The sequence below is a fragment of the Streptomyces sp. NPDC050534 genome, from assembly GCF_044457745.1.
In the GTDB taxonomy this organism is placed as follows: Bacteria; Actinomycetota; Actinomycetes; order Streptomycetales; family Streptomycetaceae; genus Streptomyces.
The window spans coordinates 38511-57480 of record NZ_JBITHF010000020.1; the positions used below are offsets into that span (position 1 = coordinate 38511).

Here is an 18970-nt window from a genome sequence, read left to right on the forward strand (position 1 = left end):
CGCCGGGGGGATCCCGCCGGGACGTGCGGCGGGTCAGCCGATGGGGCGGTGCAGGTTGTCCCCCTGTGAGGGTCCGGGGTCGGATGCGGCGATCCAGGGCCCCTCGCCCGAGGGGTCGACGATGCCCTCCTCCAGCCACTCGTAGGTGCCCGACATCACGCCCTTGACGACCTTGCGGTCGAGGTCGTCGGTGTTGTTCCACAGGCGCCCGAAGAGCTCCTCGACGCGGATGCGGGACTGGCGGCAGAAGGCGTCGGCGAGCTGGTAGGCCTCTCGGCCGTGGTCGCCCTGGCTGCGCAGGAGTTCGGCCCGTACGCAGGCCGCGCTCATCGCGAACAGCTCGGCGCCGATGTCCACGACGCGGCCCAGGAAGCCCTGCTTGGTCTCCATCTTCCCCTGCCACCGGGACATGGCGTAGAAGGTGGCGCGGGCCAGCTTGCGGGCGTGCCGCTCGACGTAGCGCAGGTGCCCGGAGAGGTCGACCTCGCGCTTGAACTCGCCGTAGGAGACCGGGAGCTGGCCGGGGCCCGCGACCAGTTTCGGGAGCCACTTGGCGTAGAAGACGCCCGCGTTGGCGCCCGCCTTCGCCTTGTCCTGGAGGGACTTGTCGGGGTCGATGAGGTCGCCGGCGACGGTGAGGTGGGCGTCGACCGCCTCGCGGGCGATCAGAAGGTGCATGATCTCCGTCGAACCCTCGAAGATGCGGTTGATCCGCAGGTCGCGCAGGACCTGCTCGGCGGGCACCGCGCGCTCGCCCCGGGCCTTGAGGGACGCCGCGGTCTCGAAGCCGCGGCCGCCGCGGATCTGGACGAGTTCGTCGGCGATGAGCCAGCCCATCTCGGAGGCGTAGAGCTTGGCGAGCGCGCCCTCGATGCGGATGTCGTTGCGGTTCTCGTCGGCCATCTGGCTGGAGAGGTCGAGTACGGCCTCCAGGGCGAAGGTCGTCGCCGCGATGAAGGAGATCTTGGCGCCGACGGCCTCGTGGTGGGCGATGGGCTTGCCCCACTGCTCACGGGCCGCGGACCACTCGCGGGCGATCTTCAGGCACCACTTGCCGGCGGCGACGCAGGACGCGGGCAGCGACAGGCGGCCGGTGTTCAGCGTGGTGAGCGCGATCTTCAGGCCCGCGCCCTCGGGGCCGATGCGGTTGGCGGCGGGGACCCGGACCTGGTGGAAGCGGGTGACGCCGTTCTCGATGCCGCGCAGGCCCATGAAGGCGTTGCGGTTCTCGACGGTGATGCCGGGCGAGTTGGTCTCCACGACGAAGGCGGTGATGCCGCCCTTGCGGCCCTCGCCCTTCGGTACCCGCGCCATCACGACGAGCAGGTCTGCGACGACGCCGTTGGTGGTCCACAGCTTCACCCCGTCGAGGACGTAGTCGTCCCCGTCGGGCACCGCGGTGGTCGCGAGGCGGGCCGGGTCGGAGCCGACGTCCGGCTCGGTGAGCAGGAAGGCGCTGATGTCGGTGCGGGCGCACCGGGGCAGGAACTGGTCCTTCTGCTCCTGCGTGCCGAACAGCTTCAGCGGCTGCGGTACGCCGATCGACTGGTGCGCCGACAGCAGCACCCCGATCGCCGGGCTGGCGGAGCCCGCCAGGGTCAGTGCCTTGTTGTAGTACACCTGGGTGAGGCCGAGGCCGCCGTACTTGGTGTCGATCTTCATGCCGAGGGCGCCGATCTCCTTGAGGCCGCTGATGACCTCGTCGGGGATGCGGGCCTCGCGCTCGATCAGCGCCGCGTCGACCTTCGTCTCGCAGAAGTCGCGCAGTTTGGCGAGGAACTCCTCGCCGCGCTGGGCGGCCTCGTCGGTCGGCATGGGGTGGGGATGGATGAGGTCGAGCCGGAAGCGGCCGAGGAACAGTTCCTTGGCGAAGCTGGGCTTGCGCCACTCCTGTTCCCGGGCCGCCTCCGCCACCTGGCGGGCCTCACGTTCGGAGACGGTGGGTTTGCTGGATGGTGCGGACATGAGGCACACCTCGCCGCGAATCGGGATCTTGGGCCTTATCGGTTACCGACGGGTTCTACCCGATCGTATGTACCCGATCCGGGGCGGCCTCACCACCCCTGGGGCACGGTCGTTGAGCCGAATTGACGAAGTACCACCCGCCGTCCGGGCGCCGGGCTCTTGCACACGGGGTCCCTTCGGGGGGACGGTTCGGGTTCGGGAGACTCCCGCAGAGGAATGATGTCGAAGCGCTTCGACAACCTATGGACACCCACTCCCGCTGAAGCTAGTGTCGAACCACCCTCACCCGCCCCTGTTCGCACTGCGCACTGTCGAAGCGCTTCACATCACTTGGAGAGCTGGATGGTCACCCTCGCCGAGGTCGCCCAGCACGCCGGAGTCTCGGCGAGCACGGTGAGCTATGTCCTCAGCGGCAAGCGGTCCATCTCCACGGACACCCGGCAGCGGGTCGAGCAGAGCATCCGCGAGCTCGGCTACCACCCGAACGCGGGCGCGCGGGCCCTGGCCAGCAGCAGGTCGAACATCATCGCCCTGATGGTCCCGCTGCGCACCGACATGTACGTGCCGGTGATGATGGAGATCGCCATCGCGGTCGCCACCACGGCCCGCACGCACGGGTACGACGTCCTGCTGCTGACCGGCGAGGAGGGGCCCGACGCGGTGCGCCGGGTCACCGGCAGCGGGCTCGCCGACGCGATGATCCTGATGGACGTCGAGCTCGACGACGAGCGGCTGCCGCTGCTGCGGGGGAGCGGGCAGCCGTCCGTGCTCATCGGGCTCCCCGCCGACACCACCGGACTGACCTGCGTCGACCTGGACTTCAGGGCGACGGGCGCGCTGTGCGTCGAGCACCTGGCGATGCTCGGCCACCGCGACATCGCTGTCATCGGCGAGGCGCCCGCGGTCTACGAGCGGCACACCGGCTTCGCGGAGCGCACGCTCGACGGACTGCGTTCCCGCGCCCAGGAGCTGGGCGTACGGCTGCTGCACCGGCCGTGCGAGGGCGGATACGACGCCATGGCCGTCACCCTCGCCCGCATCCTCGACGAGCGCCCGGGCACCACGGGCTTCGTCGTGCAGAACGAGTCGGCGGTCGAGCCACTGCTCGCCCTGCTGCGCCAGCAGGGCCGCGCCGTGCCCGAGGACGTCTCGGTGGTCGCGGTCTGCCCGGAGCAGGTCGCCGTCCAGGCCTCGGTGCGGCTGACGTCGGTCGCCATCCCCGCGCAGGAGATGGGCCGGCACGCGGTGGAGCGGCTGGTCGCCAAGCTCGACGGCCGCGGGGCCGACGAAGTCGTACTGATCTCCCCCGAGTTGACGGTCCGGGCGAGCACGGGCCCGGCGGCCTCGAGCCCGTCCTGATCTCCGTCTTCCTTGCCCTCCGGGCACCCTCATGTCCTTTCGGGAGCACCCTTCGTGAATCAGCCTGCCGAAAACCAGACCCAGGTCAGCCTCGCGCAGTCGTCCCCCACCGTCGGCACGTTCCGCGAGCGGGACGGCGCCCTGGAGTGGAGCGGCCGTCAGGAGACCCTTCGCATCGAGCCGTGGGGCCCGGACGCGGTCCGGGTCCGGGCCCGGCTCGGCGGACCGCTCCTCGAAGGGCTGCCGGGCGCCCTGCTCGAGGAGCCTCCGGCCACCGAGAGCTCGGTCAAGATCGGTGACGCGGAAGCGCAGTTGACGGTCGGCGCGCTGACCGTCCACGTCGGCGCCGAGGGCCTGATCCGCTTCCTGCGCACCGACGACCTCTCGGAGATCCTGGCCGAGGAACGCGCCCACTTCTGGTGGCCGGGCTCGCGCCTCTACACCGCCGTCGGAGGCGGCCACCACCGTCTGGAGCAGCGCTTCGCCGCCTACGACGACGAGAAGCTCTTCGGCCTGGGCCAGCACCAGCACGGCCGCCTCGACCAGAAGGGCCTGGTCGTCGACCTGGTCCAGCGCAACGCCGAGGTCAGCGTCCCGGTGCTCTCCTCCAGCCGCGGCTACACCCTGCTGTGGAACAACCCGGCGATCGGCCGCGTGGAGCTGGCGTACAACGGCACGCGCTGGGTGGCCGACTCGGCCCGCCAGATCGACTACTGGATCACCGCGGGCGGTCCGGCCGACGGCCAGCGCCGCTACAGCGCGGTCACGGGCCGGACGCCGATGCTGCCGGAGTGGGCGGCGGGCTTCTGGCAGTGCAAGCTTCGCTACCGCACCCAGGACGAACTCCTCGCCGTGGCACGGGAGTACAGGCGGCGCGGCCTGCCCATCTCCGCGATCGTCTGCGACTTCTTCCACTGGACCCACCTCGGCGAGTGGAGGTTCGACCCGGCCGAGTGGCCGGATCCGGCGGCGATGGTCCGCGAACTGGACGACATGGGCGTCAAGTTGGTGGTCAGCGTCTGGCCGTCGGTGTCGCCGCTGAGCGAGAACCACCCCGTGATGGAGCAGCGCGGCCACTTCATCGGCACCCAGTACGGCCCGACGGCCCACGCCGACTGGCCGGACAAGGACGTCGCCTCCACCGTCCAGGTCGCCTTCTACGACGCCACGAACCCCGAGGCGCGTGAGTTCGTCTGGTCGAAGGTCCGCGACAACTACCTTGTGCCGTACGGCATCACGGCCTTCTGGCTGGACGCCTGCGAGCCCGAGCTCAAGCCCGGCTTCCAGGAGAACCTGCGCTACTGGACGGGCCCCGGCCTGGAGGTCGGCAACAGCTACCCGGCGGAGAACTCCCGTACCTTCCACGAGGGCCTGCGCGCGTCCGGTGAGACCGAGGTGGTCACGCTCAACCGCTCGGCCTGGGCGGGCAGCCAGCGCTACGGCGCCGCCCTGTGGTCCGGCGACATCGGCACCGACTTCCCGACCCTGCGCCGCCAGATCGCGGCGGGTCTCAACACCGCGCTGTCCGGCATCCCCTGGTGGAACACGGACATCGGCGGCTTCCACGGCGGCGACCCGGACGACCCGGCCTACCGCGAGGTCATGATCCGCTGGTTCCAGTTCGGCGCCCTGTCCCCGCTGATGCGTATGCACGGCTTCCGCGACCCGGGCATGCCGCTGGGCCCGGGGATGACCGGCGGCCCGAACGAGGTGTGGTCGTACGGCGAGGAGGCCGGCGCGATCATGGAGCGGTATCTGCGGCTGCGTGAGCGCCTGAAGCCCTACGTCCTCAAGGTCATGCGGGAGGCGCACGAGGAGGGGCTGCCGGTGATGCGGCCGCTGTTCCTGGAGTTCCCCGACGACCGGACGGCCTGGACGGCCGACGACGCGTACCTCTTCGGCCGGGACCTGCTGGTGGCACCGGTGCTCACGGCCGGCGCCACGGCCCGGTCGGCGTACCTTCCGGCGGGTGCGGCCTGGACGGACGCGTGGACCGGTGAGACGTACGACGGCGGCCGGACCGTGACGGTGGACGCCCCCCTGGAGCGGATCCCGCTGTTCCTGCGGGACGGGGCGCGGTTGCCCGTCGCCGGGTGAGACGCGCCGCCGCGCCGCCCCGCACGGCGGGCGGCACGGCGGCGATCAGGCTCAACTGCTGCTGACACTCTCGCTGTTGACGGTGAAGTTCAGGCCGCCGGACGAGGACGTGATCTCGAAGCCGAACTGCAGGTCTCCGACGGTCACGTTGCCGAACCAGCCCTTGGTGTCCTTGATCCACTTCAGGATCGGCAGGATGTCGACGGTGCCGGAGCTGGAGTTGGAGGTGCGGACGAACGAGAACACGTCGTTGGAGCCGTTGTTGCCCTTGTAGACGGTCCAGGTGTGACCGCCCAGCGTGAGGGTGCCCTGCGAGGTGCCGAGCGGACCGACGGCTCCGGTCTTGTTCATCCAGAGCATGATCTCGTACTTGTAGTTGGTGTCCCAGATGTCGTAGGCGGTCTCGTACGCGCCGGACGACGGGACCGTGACGTTGTAGCCGCTGGAGAGCGAACCGAGCGAGGTGATCGACTTGTTGATCACCTTCTTGGCGTTGGGGTAGGACTTGATGCCACCGGTGTTGGGGTGGTTGGCGTTGACCCCCCAGTTGGTGCCGGAGTTGGCCCAGATGCACTGGGTGCCGGCGCCGGAGCCCCAGATGTCGTTGTAGAGCGTGTAGCCGCCCAGGGTGGTGCTGCCCCACTGGTCGCAGGAGCTCCAGACGGCGGCCGAGGCCGGGGCGGAGGCGAGGCTCACGGTGGCGCCGAGTGCGAGCGCGGGGGCGATCAGCGCCATGGTGATCCTGCGGGCGAGTGTGCGTGTTGCCATGGTGTCCCTTCCATGGGTGGGGGGAAGTGCACGGTTCACCACGTCCTCAGAGTGAGGACGTGGTCCTCTCCGGCGACCAGGTCGAGCGGGCGGGCGCCGGAGGAAGTCCGGAGTTCGACGCGGTGGGTACGGCTGGGGCGGATCACCGCGGTCGCTTCGTGCGGGGTCCAGATGAGGTCGAGCGCGGCCCCGAACCGCGTGCGTACGCCGAGGAGTTGTCCCTGCGGGTACGCGGCCGGGAGCGCGGGCAGCAGGACCAGCCGGTCCGGGGTGGACTGCACGAGCATCTCGACGAGCACGGCGGGCAGGGTGTGCGAGGCGTCCGCGTTGTAGACGTCGCGGCGCGGGTAGTGCGCGCTCATCAGGGAGGCGTGGAAGAAGTCGCCTCCGAGCACCTGGCCGAGCGCGTGCGCGACCCGCTCGCCGTCCCGCAGCCGGGCGGCGACCAGGGCGTGGTGCAGATGGCCGTGCGCGGAGTCGTTCTCGGCGCCGCGCAGTTCGAGCGCGCGACGGGCGGCGGCCGCAAGGTCCGGGGTGTCGTACGGGTTGATCTCGTCCAGCGGCCAGACGCCGTAGAGATGGCTGAGGTGGCGGTGGTCGTAGGTGTCGTCGAGGCCGGGCCAGGCCCACTCGGCGAGGGCGCCGTCCGCGTTGATCCGGTGCGGGGGCAGCCGCTCGGCGAGCGCCCGCCAGCGGCCGGCCTGCGGGGTGTCCGGGTGGTGGCCGGCGGCGGTCAGCAGGGCGTGCCGGGCGGCCGAGAGGTCCATGGCCGCGTTGATCGCCCCCCAGCCGGCGCCCGCGGGACGGTTCTCGGGCGAGTAGGAGGGCACGACGACCAGCCGGCCGTCCTCGTCGGCCCGGGTGAGGAAGTCCTCGTAGAACAGGGCCACTTGGGCGAGTGCGTGGGTGGTGCGCGGGTCCCTGGTGCCGCTCGCCTCGTCGTGGTCGACGAGCGGTTTGAGCAGCCAGTCGGCGCCCGCGGTCCACAGGTGCAGCGGGTACTCGTGGCTGAAGTGGTACGACAGCCCGGACTCGCCGTCGGTGTGGGCGGGGGCGACCACGCCCCGGGCGCCGAAGACCGTGCGGGCGTTCTCGGCCCAGTCGGCGAGCTGCCGGCCGATCAGCGTGGCGTGCGCCTCGGTGACCTCGGGCAGGGCGGCGGCCACCGCGGACGCCGTCTGGAGGTTGAGGTTCGCGTCGTTGGTGAACGCGCCGGACCAGGCGGTGTTCCAGTCGCCGGTCCACAGGCCGGTCAGCCGGGGCGGGAAGAGGCCGCTTGCGGAGAGCAGATGGTGGCGGCCCGCGGCGAAGAGCCGCTCCAGGAGGGCGGGGCTGCCGGGGCGGGCGAGCAACTCCGAGCCCGGCAGGGCGCGTTCGGCGGGATCGGCGCCCAGGTCGAGGGTGACGCGCTCGTAGGCGGTCCGGTGCAGGGCGGTGTGCCGGCCGAGGAGCCCGGTGTACGGGTCCGCCTCCCCCTCCGGCAGCAGGCCCCGCAGGTCGCGGGCGTGCGGTGCGGTGTCCAGCTCCCCGGTGTGCCGCAGCACCCGCGTCAGCAGCAGGACCGACTCGGCTCCGGTGACCCGCACTCCCGGAGGGGTGAGCATCGTACGGCCGCCGGTGACCACGACGAGGGTGAGCCCGGTGTAGCCCGTCTCGCTGCCCGGATACCTGACCCGCACCGTGAGCAGGGCGCCCTCCGCGGTGAGCAGGGCGCCGTCGCCCACGGCGAGGCCCGCGGGCGCGCCCGGGAGGCGATGGTCCAGGGCGATGTCCACGTCCGGGACCGCGAGGTGCTGGACGATCACGTCGTCCGCCCGCGACACGAGGACCCGGCTGCGCCGGCCCTCGCAGACCGTCTCCGCGACACCCGTGGTGAAGTCGACGCAGCGGCGGTAGCCGCGCGGCTCCTCGGCGGGCGTCCCGCGCAGCCGGATCTGGAACGCCGGGTGGAAGGGCTGCACCCACTGAAGGCCGCGTCCGTCGGTGAAGTCCTCGGCGGCGTGGAGCTCGCCCGCCAGCAACCGGTCCTGCAGCGCGGAGAGTCGTGCGGCCAGCTGCGGCGGGCGGGCACTCTCGCCGCCGTTGGGGCGGACCAGGGTGTGATGGGTGACGACGATCCGTTCGTCGTCCGGTCCTCCGAACATGAGGGTGCCGTGACGGCCGTTGCCGCTCAGGAATCCGTCCTCCCAGCGGCTCGCGGGAAGCGGCTCCCAGGTTCCGTGGACGAGGCTCATGACCGCAGCACCGCCACTCCGTACCGGCCGAGGGTGAGCTCGTCCTCGACGGCCGTCCCGGTCAGCAGGTCGCGGTGGGTGCCCGGCACCTGCACGGTGACCGACTCGCGGCCATGGTTGAGGACGAAGAGCAGGTCGCCGCGGCGGACCGCCTCGACCTGGTCGGGCAGGCCGTCCAGGACGGGACGGAGTCCGGCGTCGCTCGCGATCCGGGCCAGCAGGCCGCGCAGCGCGTGCGGCTCGGGAAGCGTCGAGACGTACCAGGCACGCCCCCTGCGCAGCACGGCGGGCAGTCCGTCGAGCTCGCCGCCCTTGTACCTGGCCTCGACCGAGGCGTTCGCGGCGGCCTCGATCTCCTCCGACCACAGGGTCCCGCGCAGGCCGTCGGCCCCCGCGCTCTCCCCCGTCTCCAGCGGCCACCACTCGTGCAGCGTGCGGATGCCGAACAGCTCGCGCAGGCGCGGGTCCATGCCGCCGGGGCGCACCCGGTCGTCCTCGTCGGCGACGCCGGTGAGGAAGCCGCAGACGAGGGTGCCGCCACCCCGGACGTAGGCGAGGAGGTTGTCGATCGCCGCGTCCGTGAGGGCGTACAGCTGAGGGGCGACGACCAGTGCGTACGGGCTGAGATCGTGCTCGGGATGGGCGAAGTCGGTGGTGAGGTGGCCTTGCCACAGGGCGCGGTGCCAGCTGGTGAGGACCTGGGAGTAGTCGACCCGGGTGGACAGCCGGCCCTCGTGGGCGCCGGCCCACCAGGAGTGCCAGTCGTGCAGGATCGCGATGCCGCTCGGGCTGTGGGTGCCCGCCACCGCCCCACCGATCGCGGCGAGTTCGGCACCGAGCCGTTCGACCTCCTGGAAGGTGCGTCCCTCCGGCCCCGCGTGGCCGACCATCCCGGAGTGGAACTTCTCGGCGCCCTGCCGGGACTGGCGCCACTGGAAGTAGCAGACGGCGTCGGCGCCGCGGGCGACGGCCTGGAGGGACCAGAGGCGGTTGAGGCCGCGCGGTTTGGGGTGGTTGACGCCCCGCCAGTTGACGGGCCCCGCCGCCTGTTCCATCAGCATCCAGGGGCCGCGGGCCTGCGAGCGGGTCATGTCCTGGACCAGGGCGCCGTGCTGGGCGCCGAAGGGGTCGCGCGGGTCGGGGTAGAGGTCGACCGAGACGACGTCCTCCTCCTCGGCCCACCGCCAGGCGTCCTGCCCGGCCCACAGCGGCATGAAGTTGGTGGTGACCGGGGTGTGCGGGCTGTGCCGGCGGACGATGTCGCGCTCGGCGGCGTAACACTCCAGGAGCATGTCGGAGGTGAACCGCTTGAAGTCCAGCACCTGACCCGGGTTCTTCAGGTAGTGCGCACGGCGGGGCGGCAGGATCTCCTCCCACTCGCCGTAGCCCTGACTCCAGAAGGCCGTTCCCCAGGCGGAGTTGACGGCGTCGAGGGTGCCGTACCTGTTCCGCAGCCAGTGGCGGAAGCGGGCGGCGGCCTCGTCGCCCCAGTCGTAGGTGCAGTACTCGTTGTTGATGTGCCACATGGTGAGGGCGGGGTGGCCGCCGTAGCGGGCGGCGAGGTCCTCGGTGATGGCGGCGGCGTGGCGCCGGTAGGCGGCGCTGGAGTGCGAGAAGTGCTGGCGCCCGCCCCACCATTCCGTACGGCCGTCCTCGTCGCGGGGCAGGGTCTGCGGGTGCAGCCGTCCCAGCCAGGGCGGTGGCGAGGAGGTGGGGGTGGCGAGGACGACTGCGATGCCGTTGTCGTGCATCAGCTTCATGAGCCGGTCCAGCCACCCGAACTCCCGTGCACCCGGCCTGGGTTCGAGCCGAGACCACGAAAACACTCCGAGGGTCACGGAGTTGACCCCGGCGTCCTTCATCAGACGGACGTCCTCGGCCCACATCTCCTCGGGCCACTGCTCGGGGTTGTAGTCCCCGCCGAAGAGGATGCGCCCACGGGTCACGTCACCGAGCCCGGTCATCCCTTGATCGCCCCGGTGAGCATGCCCTTCTTGAAGTGCCGCTGCACGAACGGCGACAGCACGGCCACCGGCAGCAGGGCCATCACCATGACGGCCATCTGCACGGCCAGGCCCGACAGTTGCCCCGTCTTGATGGCCTGGCCCAGCCCCACGGGCGCCTGCTGCTTCTGCACGAGCTGGATCATGACGTTCTGCAACGGCATCATGTCCTGGTCGTTCAGGTACAGGGACGCGTTGAACCAGGCGCTCCAGTACCCGACGGCGTAGAACAGCGTGATGACGGCGAGCACCGCCCGGGACAGCGGCATCACGATCTGCCACAGGATCCGGAAGTCGCCTGCCCCGTCGATCCGCGCGCTGTCGGTCAGTTCCTGCGAGATGCCCATGAAGAACCCGCGCAGCACCAGGATGTTGAAGACGCTCACGGCGCTCGGCAGGATCAGGGCGAGATAGCTGTCGGTCAGCCCCAGGGACTGGACCAGCAGATACGTGGGGATCAGTCCCGCGCTGAAGAACATCGTCGCCAGCAGCATCATCAGCAGCCAGCGGTGGCCGAGCGAGCCGACGCGCGAGAGGCCGTAGGCGCACAGGACGGACACCGTCATCGAGAAGACCGTGCCGACCAGCGTGACCAGGATGCTGATGATCGCGGCCCGGGTGACCTGGCCGCCGCTCAGCAGCTCCCTGTAGGCGACGAACGTGACGCCCTTCGGGATCATCACCAGGCCGCCCGCCTCGTCGATCGTCTTCCGTGAGGACAGGCTGGTGACGAGGACGATCCAGAGCGGGAAGAGGATGCCGAGACAGGCCAGGGTCAGGACCAGGCCCTTGCCGGCCAGGCCGGCCCTGTTCGGCTCCTCCTCCCACACGGGGCGCGGCGGGGCGGCCCACGGGGACGGCTCCCGCACCGGCGGGTTGTCGATGACGGCGGTCACTTCTTGTACACCCCCTGCTCGCCCATGAGATGGGCCACCTTGTTCGCGGCGAGGACCAGCCCGAGGCTGACCACGCCCTTGATCAGGCCGGCGGCGGCCGCGTAGCCGAAGTCCTGGTTGCGCACGCCGTTCCACCACACGAAGGTGTCGAGGACCTCCGCCGCACCCGGGCCGACGGCGTCGCGCTGGAGCAGGATCTGCTCGAAGCCGACGGTCAGGGCGTCACCCACGCGCAGCACCAGCAGCAGCGCGACCACGGGCCGCAGCGCGGGCAGGGTGACGTGCCACATGCGCCGCCAGCGCCCGGCGCCGTCCATCGCGGCGGCCTCGTAGAGGTCGGGGCTGACCGACGCCAGCGCCGCGAGGAAGACGATGATCCCCCAGCCGGCGTCCTTCCAGACGCCCTCCGCCGTGACGAGGAACTTGAAGGTGGACGGGTCGGTCATGATGTCCAGCCCGTCGTACCCGTGTTGGCGCAGCAGCTGCGACAACACGCCCGCCCCGCCGAAGAGTTGCTGGAAGACGGCGATCACGAGCACCCAGGAGAAGAAGTGCGGGAGGTACATGATCGCCTGCGAGAGCGCCCGTACCCGGGGCCGGACCACGCTGTTGATGAGCAGCGCGAGCGCGATCGGGATCGGGAAGAACAGCACCAGCTGCAGGGAGAACAGCACCAGCGTGTTCTGCACCGCGTTCCAGAAGGACGAGTCCTCGAAGATCCGCTGGAAGTTCTCCAGGCCGACCCAGGGGCTGTGCAGCATGGAGACGATGCCGTTGTCGCTGATGTAGGGGTCGTAGTCCTGGAAGGCGACGACGTTGCCGAGGATCGGCAGGTAGTTGAAGAGCAGGATCAGCAGGACCGCCGGCAGCGTCATCAGCAGCAGGAGGCGGTCGCGTCTGAATCTGAGGCGCAGACCCAGCTTCCCGGTCCTCGCCCTCTTCGTCGTCCTCCCGGTTCCGGTGGCGCCGCCGGACGCCGCCGGGATCCGGTCCGCGGGGTCGTGTGCCTCGGCCCTGCTGCGAGGCACCGTGCTGTGGGACACGGCCGTTCTCCTTGCGTCGGGGCCTGGTCAGCTCGCCGAGGAGCCGTTGTCGTCGAGCAGCTTCATGTACCAGTCGCGCAGCCTGTCGCCGCCCTTGCTCTTCCAGTCGGCGACGGCCTGCTGCATGTCGCCGATCTTCTTGCGGCCGCGGGTGACGTCGTCCTCGAGCTGCTCGAAGTCGTTGCCGAGGTTGGTGTAGCGGGACGGCTCGGTGATCATCTGGCCGTAGAAGCTGGACTTCCTGGTGAAGGCGCCCATCCGCTGCTGCCACTCGACCTGGGCCTTGGCGACGTCGGGGAAGTCGGGGTGGGCGATGGTGGCGGCCGGGCTCGCGACCATGACGTAGGCGTTGAGGACCTCGTTGTTGCCCTGGGTGGTCTTGGTGGGCACGCCGTTCTTGACGGTGTAGTCGGTGCCCTCGGGACCGTAGTTGGTGAGCATGTACTCCTTGGTGCCGTACGGCGCGGCCGTGACGTTGGCGACGGCCAGCGCGTCACGGATCACGGACTCCGACGCCTTCTTGTTGATGAAGGCGAAGATGCCCGCGGGCTGTTCGGCCCAGAGGTGCGGGTCGCCGCCGTCGTGGCCGAAGACGTCCATGCCCCAGATCTTGTACTCCGGGTTCTGGGTGGCCTGTTCGGCGGTGCGGCTCCACCACTGGCTGATGTTGTTGGGGTAGATCAGGAACTCGCCGGCCGCGAACTTGGGGCCCGGGTCGGGGGCGTTCTTGCCCATCAGGGAGTCGGGATGCACGACCCCGGCGGCGAAGAGCTTGCGGGTCCACTCCAGCGCCTCGAGGTACTCGTCGGTCTCGATGCGGTTGACCAGCTTGCCGCCGACGAGGTTCCAGCCGAGCGGCTTCTCGCTGCCGGAGAGCACGCCGAAGGCCTGGAAGGCCGTCCACTTCATGTCCATGCAGGCCCAGCGCTTGGCCTTGGCGTTCGTGATCTCCTTCGCCAGGGACATGAACTCGTCTGCGGAGCGGGGGACTTGGTAGCCCTCCTTGTCGAAGACGTCCTTGCGGTAGAGGGGCACGATGCCGGTGACGTACGGGGAGGGCTGCGGCAGGCCGCGCAGCTTGCCGCCGATGATGCAGCGCCGCCAGGCGTCGGTCGGGACGGCGGCGAGGTTCGGGTAGTCCTTGATCCCGTCGCCGGAGAGATAGGGGCCGAGGTCGGCGAACTTGCCGATGATGGCGGTGGGTATCTTGCCGCCCATGTTCCAGCTCGGGACGACCACCATGTCCGGTACGTCGCTGGAGGCCAGGACCGCGCCGAGCTTCTGGTCGTAGGTGTTGCCGTCCTGGTTCTGCCAGACGACGTCGACGCCGATCAGGTCGTTCATCGCCTTGTAGTAGGCGTTGTTCTGCTTGGGCGGTGACCCCCAGAAGGGCGACATGACGGTGAGCTTGCCGCCCTTGCCGAGCTTCTTGGGGACCGAGGTCTTGAGGGTGGTGAGGTCGAGCTTGCCGGTGAAGCCGATCGCCGAGCCGTTCTTCGCCGGGATGTCCGGGCTCACCACGTCGCCGGCGACGTAGGACGGCAGCAGCTTCCTCGCGTCCTTGCCCCCGGAGGACCCTCCCCCCGACGTGCTGTCGGACCCGCCGCAGGCGGCAAGCAGCGGCATCCCGCCCGCCACCGCGGCGGTGGCGACCGCCGAGGAGGCGAGGAAGCTTCTCCGGCTGGGACCGGAGGAGCCGGACGAGGGGGAAGCGGCGTTCGGCGTCATTGCGTCAACCCTTCATGGCGCACCAGGACACCCGGCGGTGGCCGTCGGCTGCGGTGTCTCGAGTGGAACTGGCTGAGCGGAAGCGGTTCCTGGACCCCTGCACGGACCCTCTGCACGTGACCCCTGCAGGCGAATTCGACAGTCGAAGCGCTTCGATGTCGGTGTGAGGTTAAGTGAACACCAGGGGGTGCACAAGGGCCGCTCCCAAGATTCCTCGGCGCCTCCACGACCGACCAATTCTCATGCGGCGCCTGAAGTAAAGGTGAGGATCCCTTGACACCCGGCGGTCCCTCGAATCAGCATCGAAGCGCTTCGAAAGCGCCCCGCCGCTTCATCACAAAGGGATCCCACGTGACCGCACAGACGCCGCCCACGCCGCCGTTCCGCGATCCGCAACTGCCGTTCGCGAAGCGCATCGACGACCTGCTTCAGCGGCTCACGCCCGACGAGAAGATCTCCTTCCTGCACCAGTTCGCACCGGCGGTGGACCGGCTGGGCGTCGGCGCCTTCCGCACCGGGCAGGAGGCGTTGCACGGGGTCGCCTGGATGGGCCCGGCCACCGTCTTCCCGCAGGCGGTCGGCCTCGGCGCCACCTGGAACACCGATCTCGTACGGCGGATCGGCGAGGCGGTCTCCAAGGAGGCCCGTGCGATGCGCGCCCACGACGACCGCGTGGGCCTCAACGTCTGGTCCCCCACGGTGAACCTGCTGCGCCATCCCCTGTGGGGCCGCAACGAGGAGGGCTACTCCGAGGACCCGAAGCTGACGTCCGCGATCGCCACCGCGTACACCCGGGGCCTGCGCGGCGAGCACCCCGTGTACTGGCGCACGGCGCCCGTGCTCAAGCACTGGCTCGCCCACAACAACGAGACGGACCGGGCGACCTCGTCCAGCTCGGTCCGCCCGCGCGTGCTGCACGAGTACGACCTGCGCGCCTTCCGCGAGACGGTCGAGGCGGGCGCGGTGGCCGGGGTGATGCCCGCGTACAACCTCGTCAACGGCCGCCCCAACCACGTCTCCCCGTATCTGCGCGAGCAGTTGCGCACCTGGACCGAGGAGGACCTGCTGGTCTGCTCGGACGCGGGCGCGCCCTCCAACCTGGTCGATTCCGAGCACTACTTCGCCACCCATGAGGAGGCGACGGCGGCCGCACTGCGGGCGGGCGTCGACAGCTTCACCGACCACGGCACGGACAGCACGCAGATCGTCGCGCGGGTCAAGAAGGCTTGCGAAAAAGGGCTGTTGACCGAGGACGACATCGACACCGCGGTCCGCCGCCAGCTTTCCGTGCGCTTCCGGCTCGGCGAGTTCGACCCGCACGACGATCCGCACGCCGGCATCGAGGACTTCGACACCCCGGCGCACCGCGCGCTCGCCCAGGAGGCGGCGGAGCAGGCGATCGTGCTCCTGAAGAACGAGGGGCTGCTGCCGCTGGCCCCCGACACCCGCATCGCCGTGGTGGGCCTCCTCGCCGACGAGTGCAAGCTCGACTGGTACAGCGGCACGCTCCTGCACCGCTCCACCCCGCTGGAGGGCCTGTACGAGCGGTTCGGCGCCGAGCGCGTGCGGTTCGCGGAGGGCGTGGACCGGGTCCGGCTGAAGACGTGCGCCGGTACGTTCCTGCACGTGGTGCCGTCGGACGCCGCCGACGAGGCGCGCGGTGCGGAGGGCGCCCTGGACCCGGCCCTGCTCGCGGGCCGCACCGACCTGCCCCCGCTCACCACGGACGCCGTGGGCACCGAGTTCGCGCTGACCGACTGGGGCGAGGGCGTGCTGACGCTGCGCGCGCCCGACGGCCGCTACCTGTCGGTCGCCGGGGACGGCCGCGTACGCGCCTCCGCGGACCAGCCGGGCGGCTGGGTGGTGCAGGAGACGTTCCGCCTGGAACCCCACGACGGCGGCCACCTCCTCCGGCACCTGGGTACGGGTCGCCATGTCTCAGTCGCCGCCGACGGGGTGAAGGTTGCCGACGCGGACCCGGAGACGTTCGAACTCGTCGTGACCGAGCGCGGTGAGGACGCGGTGGCCCGGGCCGCCGCGCAGGCCGACGTGGTGCTGGTGGTCGCGGGCAACGACCCGCACATCAACGGCCGCGAGACCGAGGACCGTACGACGCTGCGGCTCCCCGCCCACCAGGAGCGCCTCCTGCGCGCGGCCCGCGCCGCGAACCCGCGCACGGCGCTGGCGCTGACCTCCGCGTATCCGTACGCCGTCGACACCGCGGCCCTCCCGGCGGTGCTGTGGACCGCGCACGGCGGCCAGGCCGCGGGCACCGCGCTGGCCCGGGTGCTGTCCGGCGACGTCTCCCCCGCGGGCCGCCTCCCGCAGACCTGGTACGAGACGGACGCCGACCTGCCCGGCCTGCTGGACTACGACGTGATCGGCGGCCGGCAGACCTATCTGTACTTCGAGGGGACGCCGCTGTTCCCGTTCGGCCACGGCCTGTCCTACGCGTCCTTCTCCTACGACGGCCTGGCGGTCCGGATCGACGACGCGGCGGTGCACGTCTCCTTCACGGTCACCAACACCGGTGACATCACCGCCGACGAGGTCGCGCAGCTCTACACACGCGCCGTGGAACCGTCGGCGCCACGCCCGCGCCGCGAGCTGGTCGCGCACCGCCGGGTCACCCTGGCGCCGGGCGCACGGGCCGACCTGGCCTTCCAAGTCCCGCTGTCCGCCTTCGAGTTCTGGGACGTGGCCCGCGGCGGACGGCGGCTGGAGCCGGGCCCGTACGAACTGCTGGCGGGCGCCTCCAGCGAGGACGTCCGGCTGCGTACGACGGTGCTTCTGGACGGCGAGCCCGCCGCCCCGCGGCCGGTCCTCCAACGCGGCCTGGACGCGGCCGACTTCGACGAGCAGAGCGGGGCCGTACTCGTCGACCGCGCGAGGACGTCCGGGGACGCGGTGACACCGGCCGACGGAAGGAGCGCCGAACTGGTCTATCGGGACTGCGACTTCGGGGACGGCGTCACGGAGGTGAGGGTCTCGGTGGCGGGCGGGGGTGTCGTCGATCTCTCCCTGGACGGTGGCGCGCCGCTCGCCTCACTGTCGTCGGAGGGCACGGCCCCGGACGACCCGTACGCGTACACGACACTCGGCGCCGGCCTCGTCGCCGCCGGCGTGCGCGACGTCCACCTCAGACTGCGCGGCCCCCTGCGGCTCGCGCATGTCGGCTTCTCCGGTTGAGGGGCCGGCGGGCCGGCAGAAGGGGCCCGGCACCGGAAGGCATCGGTGCCGGGCCCCTTCGCGGACCGGCTCGGGGAGCCGGACCGGTGAGGACTAGAGAGCCAGTCCGGTGAGGACCAGAACACGCTCGTACGTGTAGTCGTCCATCGCGAACTTCACGCCCTCGCGGCCCACGCCGGACTGCTTGGCGCCGCCGTACGGCATCTGGTCGGCGCGGTAGGAGGGGACGTCGCCGACGACGACGCCACCGACCTCCAGCGCGCGGTGGGCGCGGAAGGCGGCCTGGAGGTCGTGGGTGAACACACCTGCCTGGAGGCCGTACTTGGAGTCGTTGACCGCGGCGAACGCCTCGGCCTCGCCGTTCACCTTCCGCACGGTGAGGACGGGTCCGAAGACCTCCTCGCAGGAGATGGTCACGTCGGCCGGCACGTCGGCGAGGACGGTCGGCGCGTAGGAGGCGCCGTCGCGGTCGCCGCCGGTGAGGAGCGTGGCGCCGGCCTCGACGGCCTCCTTCACCCACGACTCGACGCGCTTGGCCGCGTCCTCGCTGACCAGCGGGCCGACGTCGGTCTTGTCGTCGCCCGGGTCGCCGGTCCCCTGGGCCTCGACGGCGGCGACGATGCGCGGCAGCAGGCGGTCGTACACGGACACGTCCGCGATGACTCGCTGCACCGAGATGCAGGACTGGCCGCCCTGGTAGTTGGAGAAGGTGGCGATGCGGGTGGCCGCCCAGTCGAGGTCGGCGTCGGAGGCGTAGTCGCCGAGGACGACGGCCGCGCCGTTGCCGCCGAGCTCCAGGGTGCAGTGCTTGCGCGGCACCGAGTCCATGATCGCGTAGCCGACCTTCTCGGAACCGGTGAAGGAGATGACCGGCAGGCGCTCGTCCCGGACGAGGGCGGGCATCTTGTCGTTGGCGACCGGGAGGATGCTCCAGGAGCCGGCCGGGAGGTCGGTCTCGGCGAGCAGGTCACCGATGATCAGGCCGGAGAGCGGGGTGGCCGGGGCCGGCTTCAGGATGATCGGCGCGCCGGCCGCGATCGCCGGGGCGATCTTGTGGGCGCAGAGGTTGAGTGGGAAGTTGAAGGGCGCGATGCCGAGGACGACGCCCTTGGGGAAGCGCCGGGTGAGGGCGAGCCGGCCCTGGCCGCCGGCGTCGGTGTCGAGGCGCTGGGCCTCGCCGCCGTTGAAGCGCCGGGCCTCCTCCGCGGCGAACCGGAAGACGGAGACGGCGCGGCCGACCTCGCCGCGGGCCCACTTGATCGGCTTGCCGTTCTCGGCGGAGATCAGCTGGGCGATCTCCTCGGTGCGCTCGGCCAGGCGCTGGCTGACGTGGTCGAGGGCGGCGGCGCGGACGTGGGCGGGGGTGGCGGCGAAGTCGTCGAGTACGGCGTGGGCGGCAGCGACGGCCTCCTCGACCTGGGCGTCCGTCGGCACGCTGACCTTGCCGACGAGCCGGCCGTCCCACGGGGAGGTGACGTCGAAGGTGTCGTCGCCCGTGGCCTGGCGGCCGGCGAGCCAGAAGGCGGTGGTGGAAGTCATGAGGTCCCGGCCCTTCCGCGGTAGAGGGTGTGCAGGGTGGTCCGGGACCACGGTAGGACGGTGGAGGCGGGGGCGTATTTGGCCGCTGCGTAGTGGACGGGTCCGGGCGTACGACGGTTCGTCGAAGTCACCTGGGACGCCCGGCAGCC

The 18970-nt window shown here is 71.1% G+C and carries 11 protein-coding genes; 3 read left to right on the forward strand and 8 right to left on the reverse strand.

Annotated features, from left to right (window positions below; all coding sequences use genetic code 11):
* Positions 1-33: 33 nt before the first annotated feature.
* The gene (locus ACIBN2_RS42875) at positions 34-1965 is read right to left on the reverse strand and encodes an acyl-CoA dehydrogenase family protein (protein ID WP_399143089.1); all 1932 of its coding nucleotides are present in this window, start codon (positions 1963-1965) and stop codon (positions 34-36) included.
* A gap of 342 nt (positions 1966-2307) precedes the next feature.
* Here ACIBN2_RS42875 and ACIBN2_RS42880 point away from each other — a divergent pair, with 342 nt between their 5' ends.
* Together ACIBN2_RS42880 and ACIBN2_RS42885 are read left to right on the forward strand one after the other, a co-directional pair.
* Complete coding sequence (locus ACIBN2_RS42880) at positions 2308-3324, forward strand: LacI family DNA-binding transcriptional regulator (protein WP_399143091.1); 1017 nt, start codon at positions 2308-2310, stop codon at positions 3322-3324.
* Positions 3325-3378: 54 nt separating this feature from the next.
* Positions 3379-5421 (forward strand): TIM-barrel domain-containing protein, encoded by a 2043-nt coding sequence (locus ACIBN2_RS42885; protein ID WP_399143092.1) that lies wholly within the window; start codon positions 3379-3381, stop codon positions 5419-5421.
* A gap of 51 nt (positions 5422-5472) precedes the next feature.
* Here ACIBN2_RS42885 and ACIBN2_RS42890 read toward each other — a convergent pair whose 3' ends face one another.
* The 6 genes from ACIBN2_RS42890 to ACIBN2_RS42915 are packed head-to-tail and all read right to left on the reverse strand — an operon-like array spanning position 5473 to position 14093.
* Entirely contained in the window at positions 5473-6189 is a 717-nt protein-coding gene (locus ACIBN2_RS42890; RefSeq protein ID WP_399143093.1) for a hypothetical protein, read from the reverse strand.
* A gap of 35 nt (positions 6190-6224) precedes the next feature.
* Positions 6225-8423, reverse strand: coding sequence for a glycosyl hydrolase family 95 catalytic domain-containing protein (locus ACIBN2_RS42895; protein ID WP_399143095.1), 2199 nt, complete (start codon positions 8421-8423; stop codon positions 6225-6227).
* Positions 8420-10387 (reverse strand): beta-galactosidase, encoded by a 1968-nt coding sequence (locus ACIBN2_RS42900; RefSeq protein ID WP_399143097.1) that lies wholly within the window; start codon positions 10385-10387, stop codon positions 8420-8422. Before ACIBN2_RS42900 ends, ACIBN2_RS42895 begins: the two co-directional genes overlap by 4 nt.
* Positions 10384-11322 (reverse strand): carbohydrate ABC transporter permease, encoded by a 939-nt coding sequence (locus tag ACIBN2_RS42905; protein ID WP_399143098.1) that lies wholly within the window; start codon positions 11320-11322, stop codon positions 10384-10386. Before ACIBN2_RS42905 ends, ACIBN2_RS42900 begins: the two co-directional genes overlap by 4 nt.
* The gene (locus tag ACIBN2_RS42910; protein ID WP_399143099.1) at positions 11319-12365 is read right to left on the reverse strand and encodes an ABC transporter permease; all 1047 of its coding nucleotides are present in this window, start codon (positions 12363-12365) and stop codon (positions 11319-11321) included. The genes ACIBN2_RS42905 and ACIBN2_RS42910 overlap by 4 nt, the downstream gene beginning before the upstream one ends.
* Positions 12366-12392: 27 nt before the next feature.
* The gene (locus tag ACIBN2_RS42915) at positions 12393-14093 is read right to left on the reverse strand and encodes an extracellular solute-binding protein (protein ID WP_399143100.1); all 1701 of its coding nucleotides are present in this window, start codon (positions 14091-14093) and stop codon (positions 12393-12395) included.
* A 351-nt stretch (positions 14094-14444) separates the two neighbouring features.
* Between ACIBN2_RS42915 and ACIBN2_RS42920 the strand changes: the two genes are divergently transcribed.
* The gene (locus ACIBN2_RS42920) at positions 14445-17282 is read left to right on the forward strand and encodes a glycoside hydrolase family 3 C-terminal domain-containing protein (protein WP_399143101.1); all 2838 of its coding nucleotides are present in this window, start codon (positions 14445-14447) and stop codon (positions 17280-17282) included.
* A 93-nt stretch (positions 17283-17375) separates the two neighbouring features.
* Here the strand turns inward: ACIBN2_RS42920 and ACIBN2_RS42925 are convergent, their stop codons facing one another.
* Positions 17376-18821: an aldehyde dehydrogenase family protein gene (locus ACIBN2_RS42925; RefSeq protein ID WP_399143103.1), complete on the reverse strand. Its 1446-nt coding sequence runs from the start codon at positions 18819-18821 to the stop codon at positions 17376-17378.
* Between the last annotated feature and the right edge of the window lie 149 nt (positions 18822-18970).

What these genes read in the sequence shown, in the direction of transcription:
- ACIBN2_RS42890 (WP_399143093.1), bottom strand. Translation starts at nt 6,189, where the DNA reads ATGGCAACACGCACACTCGCCCGCAGGATCACCATGGCGCTGATCGCC.
- ACIBN2_RS42925 (WP_399143103.1), bottom strand. Translation starts at nt 18,821, where the DNA reads ATGACTTCCACCACCGCCTTCTGGCTCGCCGGCCGCCAGGCCACGGGC.
- ACIBN2_RS42875 (WP_399143089.1), bottom strand. Translation starts at nt 1,965, where the DNA reads ATGTCCGCACCATCCAGCAAACCCACCGTCTCCGAACGTGAGGCCCGC.
- ACIBN2_RS42900 (WP_399143097.1), bottom strand. Translation starts at nt 10,387, where the DNA reads ATGACCGGGCTCGGTGACGTGACCCGTGGGCGCATCCTCTTCGGCGGG.
- ACIBN2_RS42915 (WP_399143100.1), bottom strand. Translation starts at nt 14,093, where the DNA reads ATGACGCCGAACGCCGCTTCCCCCTCGTCCGGCTCCTCCGGTCCCAGC.
- ACIBN2_RS42895 (WP_399143095.1), bottom strand. Translation starts at nt 8,423, where the DNA reads ATGAGCCTCGTCCACGGAACCTGGGAGCCGCTTCCCGCGAGCCGCTGG.
- ACIBN2_RS42880 (WP_399143091.1), top strand. Translation starts at nt 2,308, where the DNA reads ATGGTCACCCTCGCCGAGGTCGCCCAGCACGCCGGAGTCTCGGCGAGC.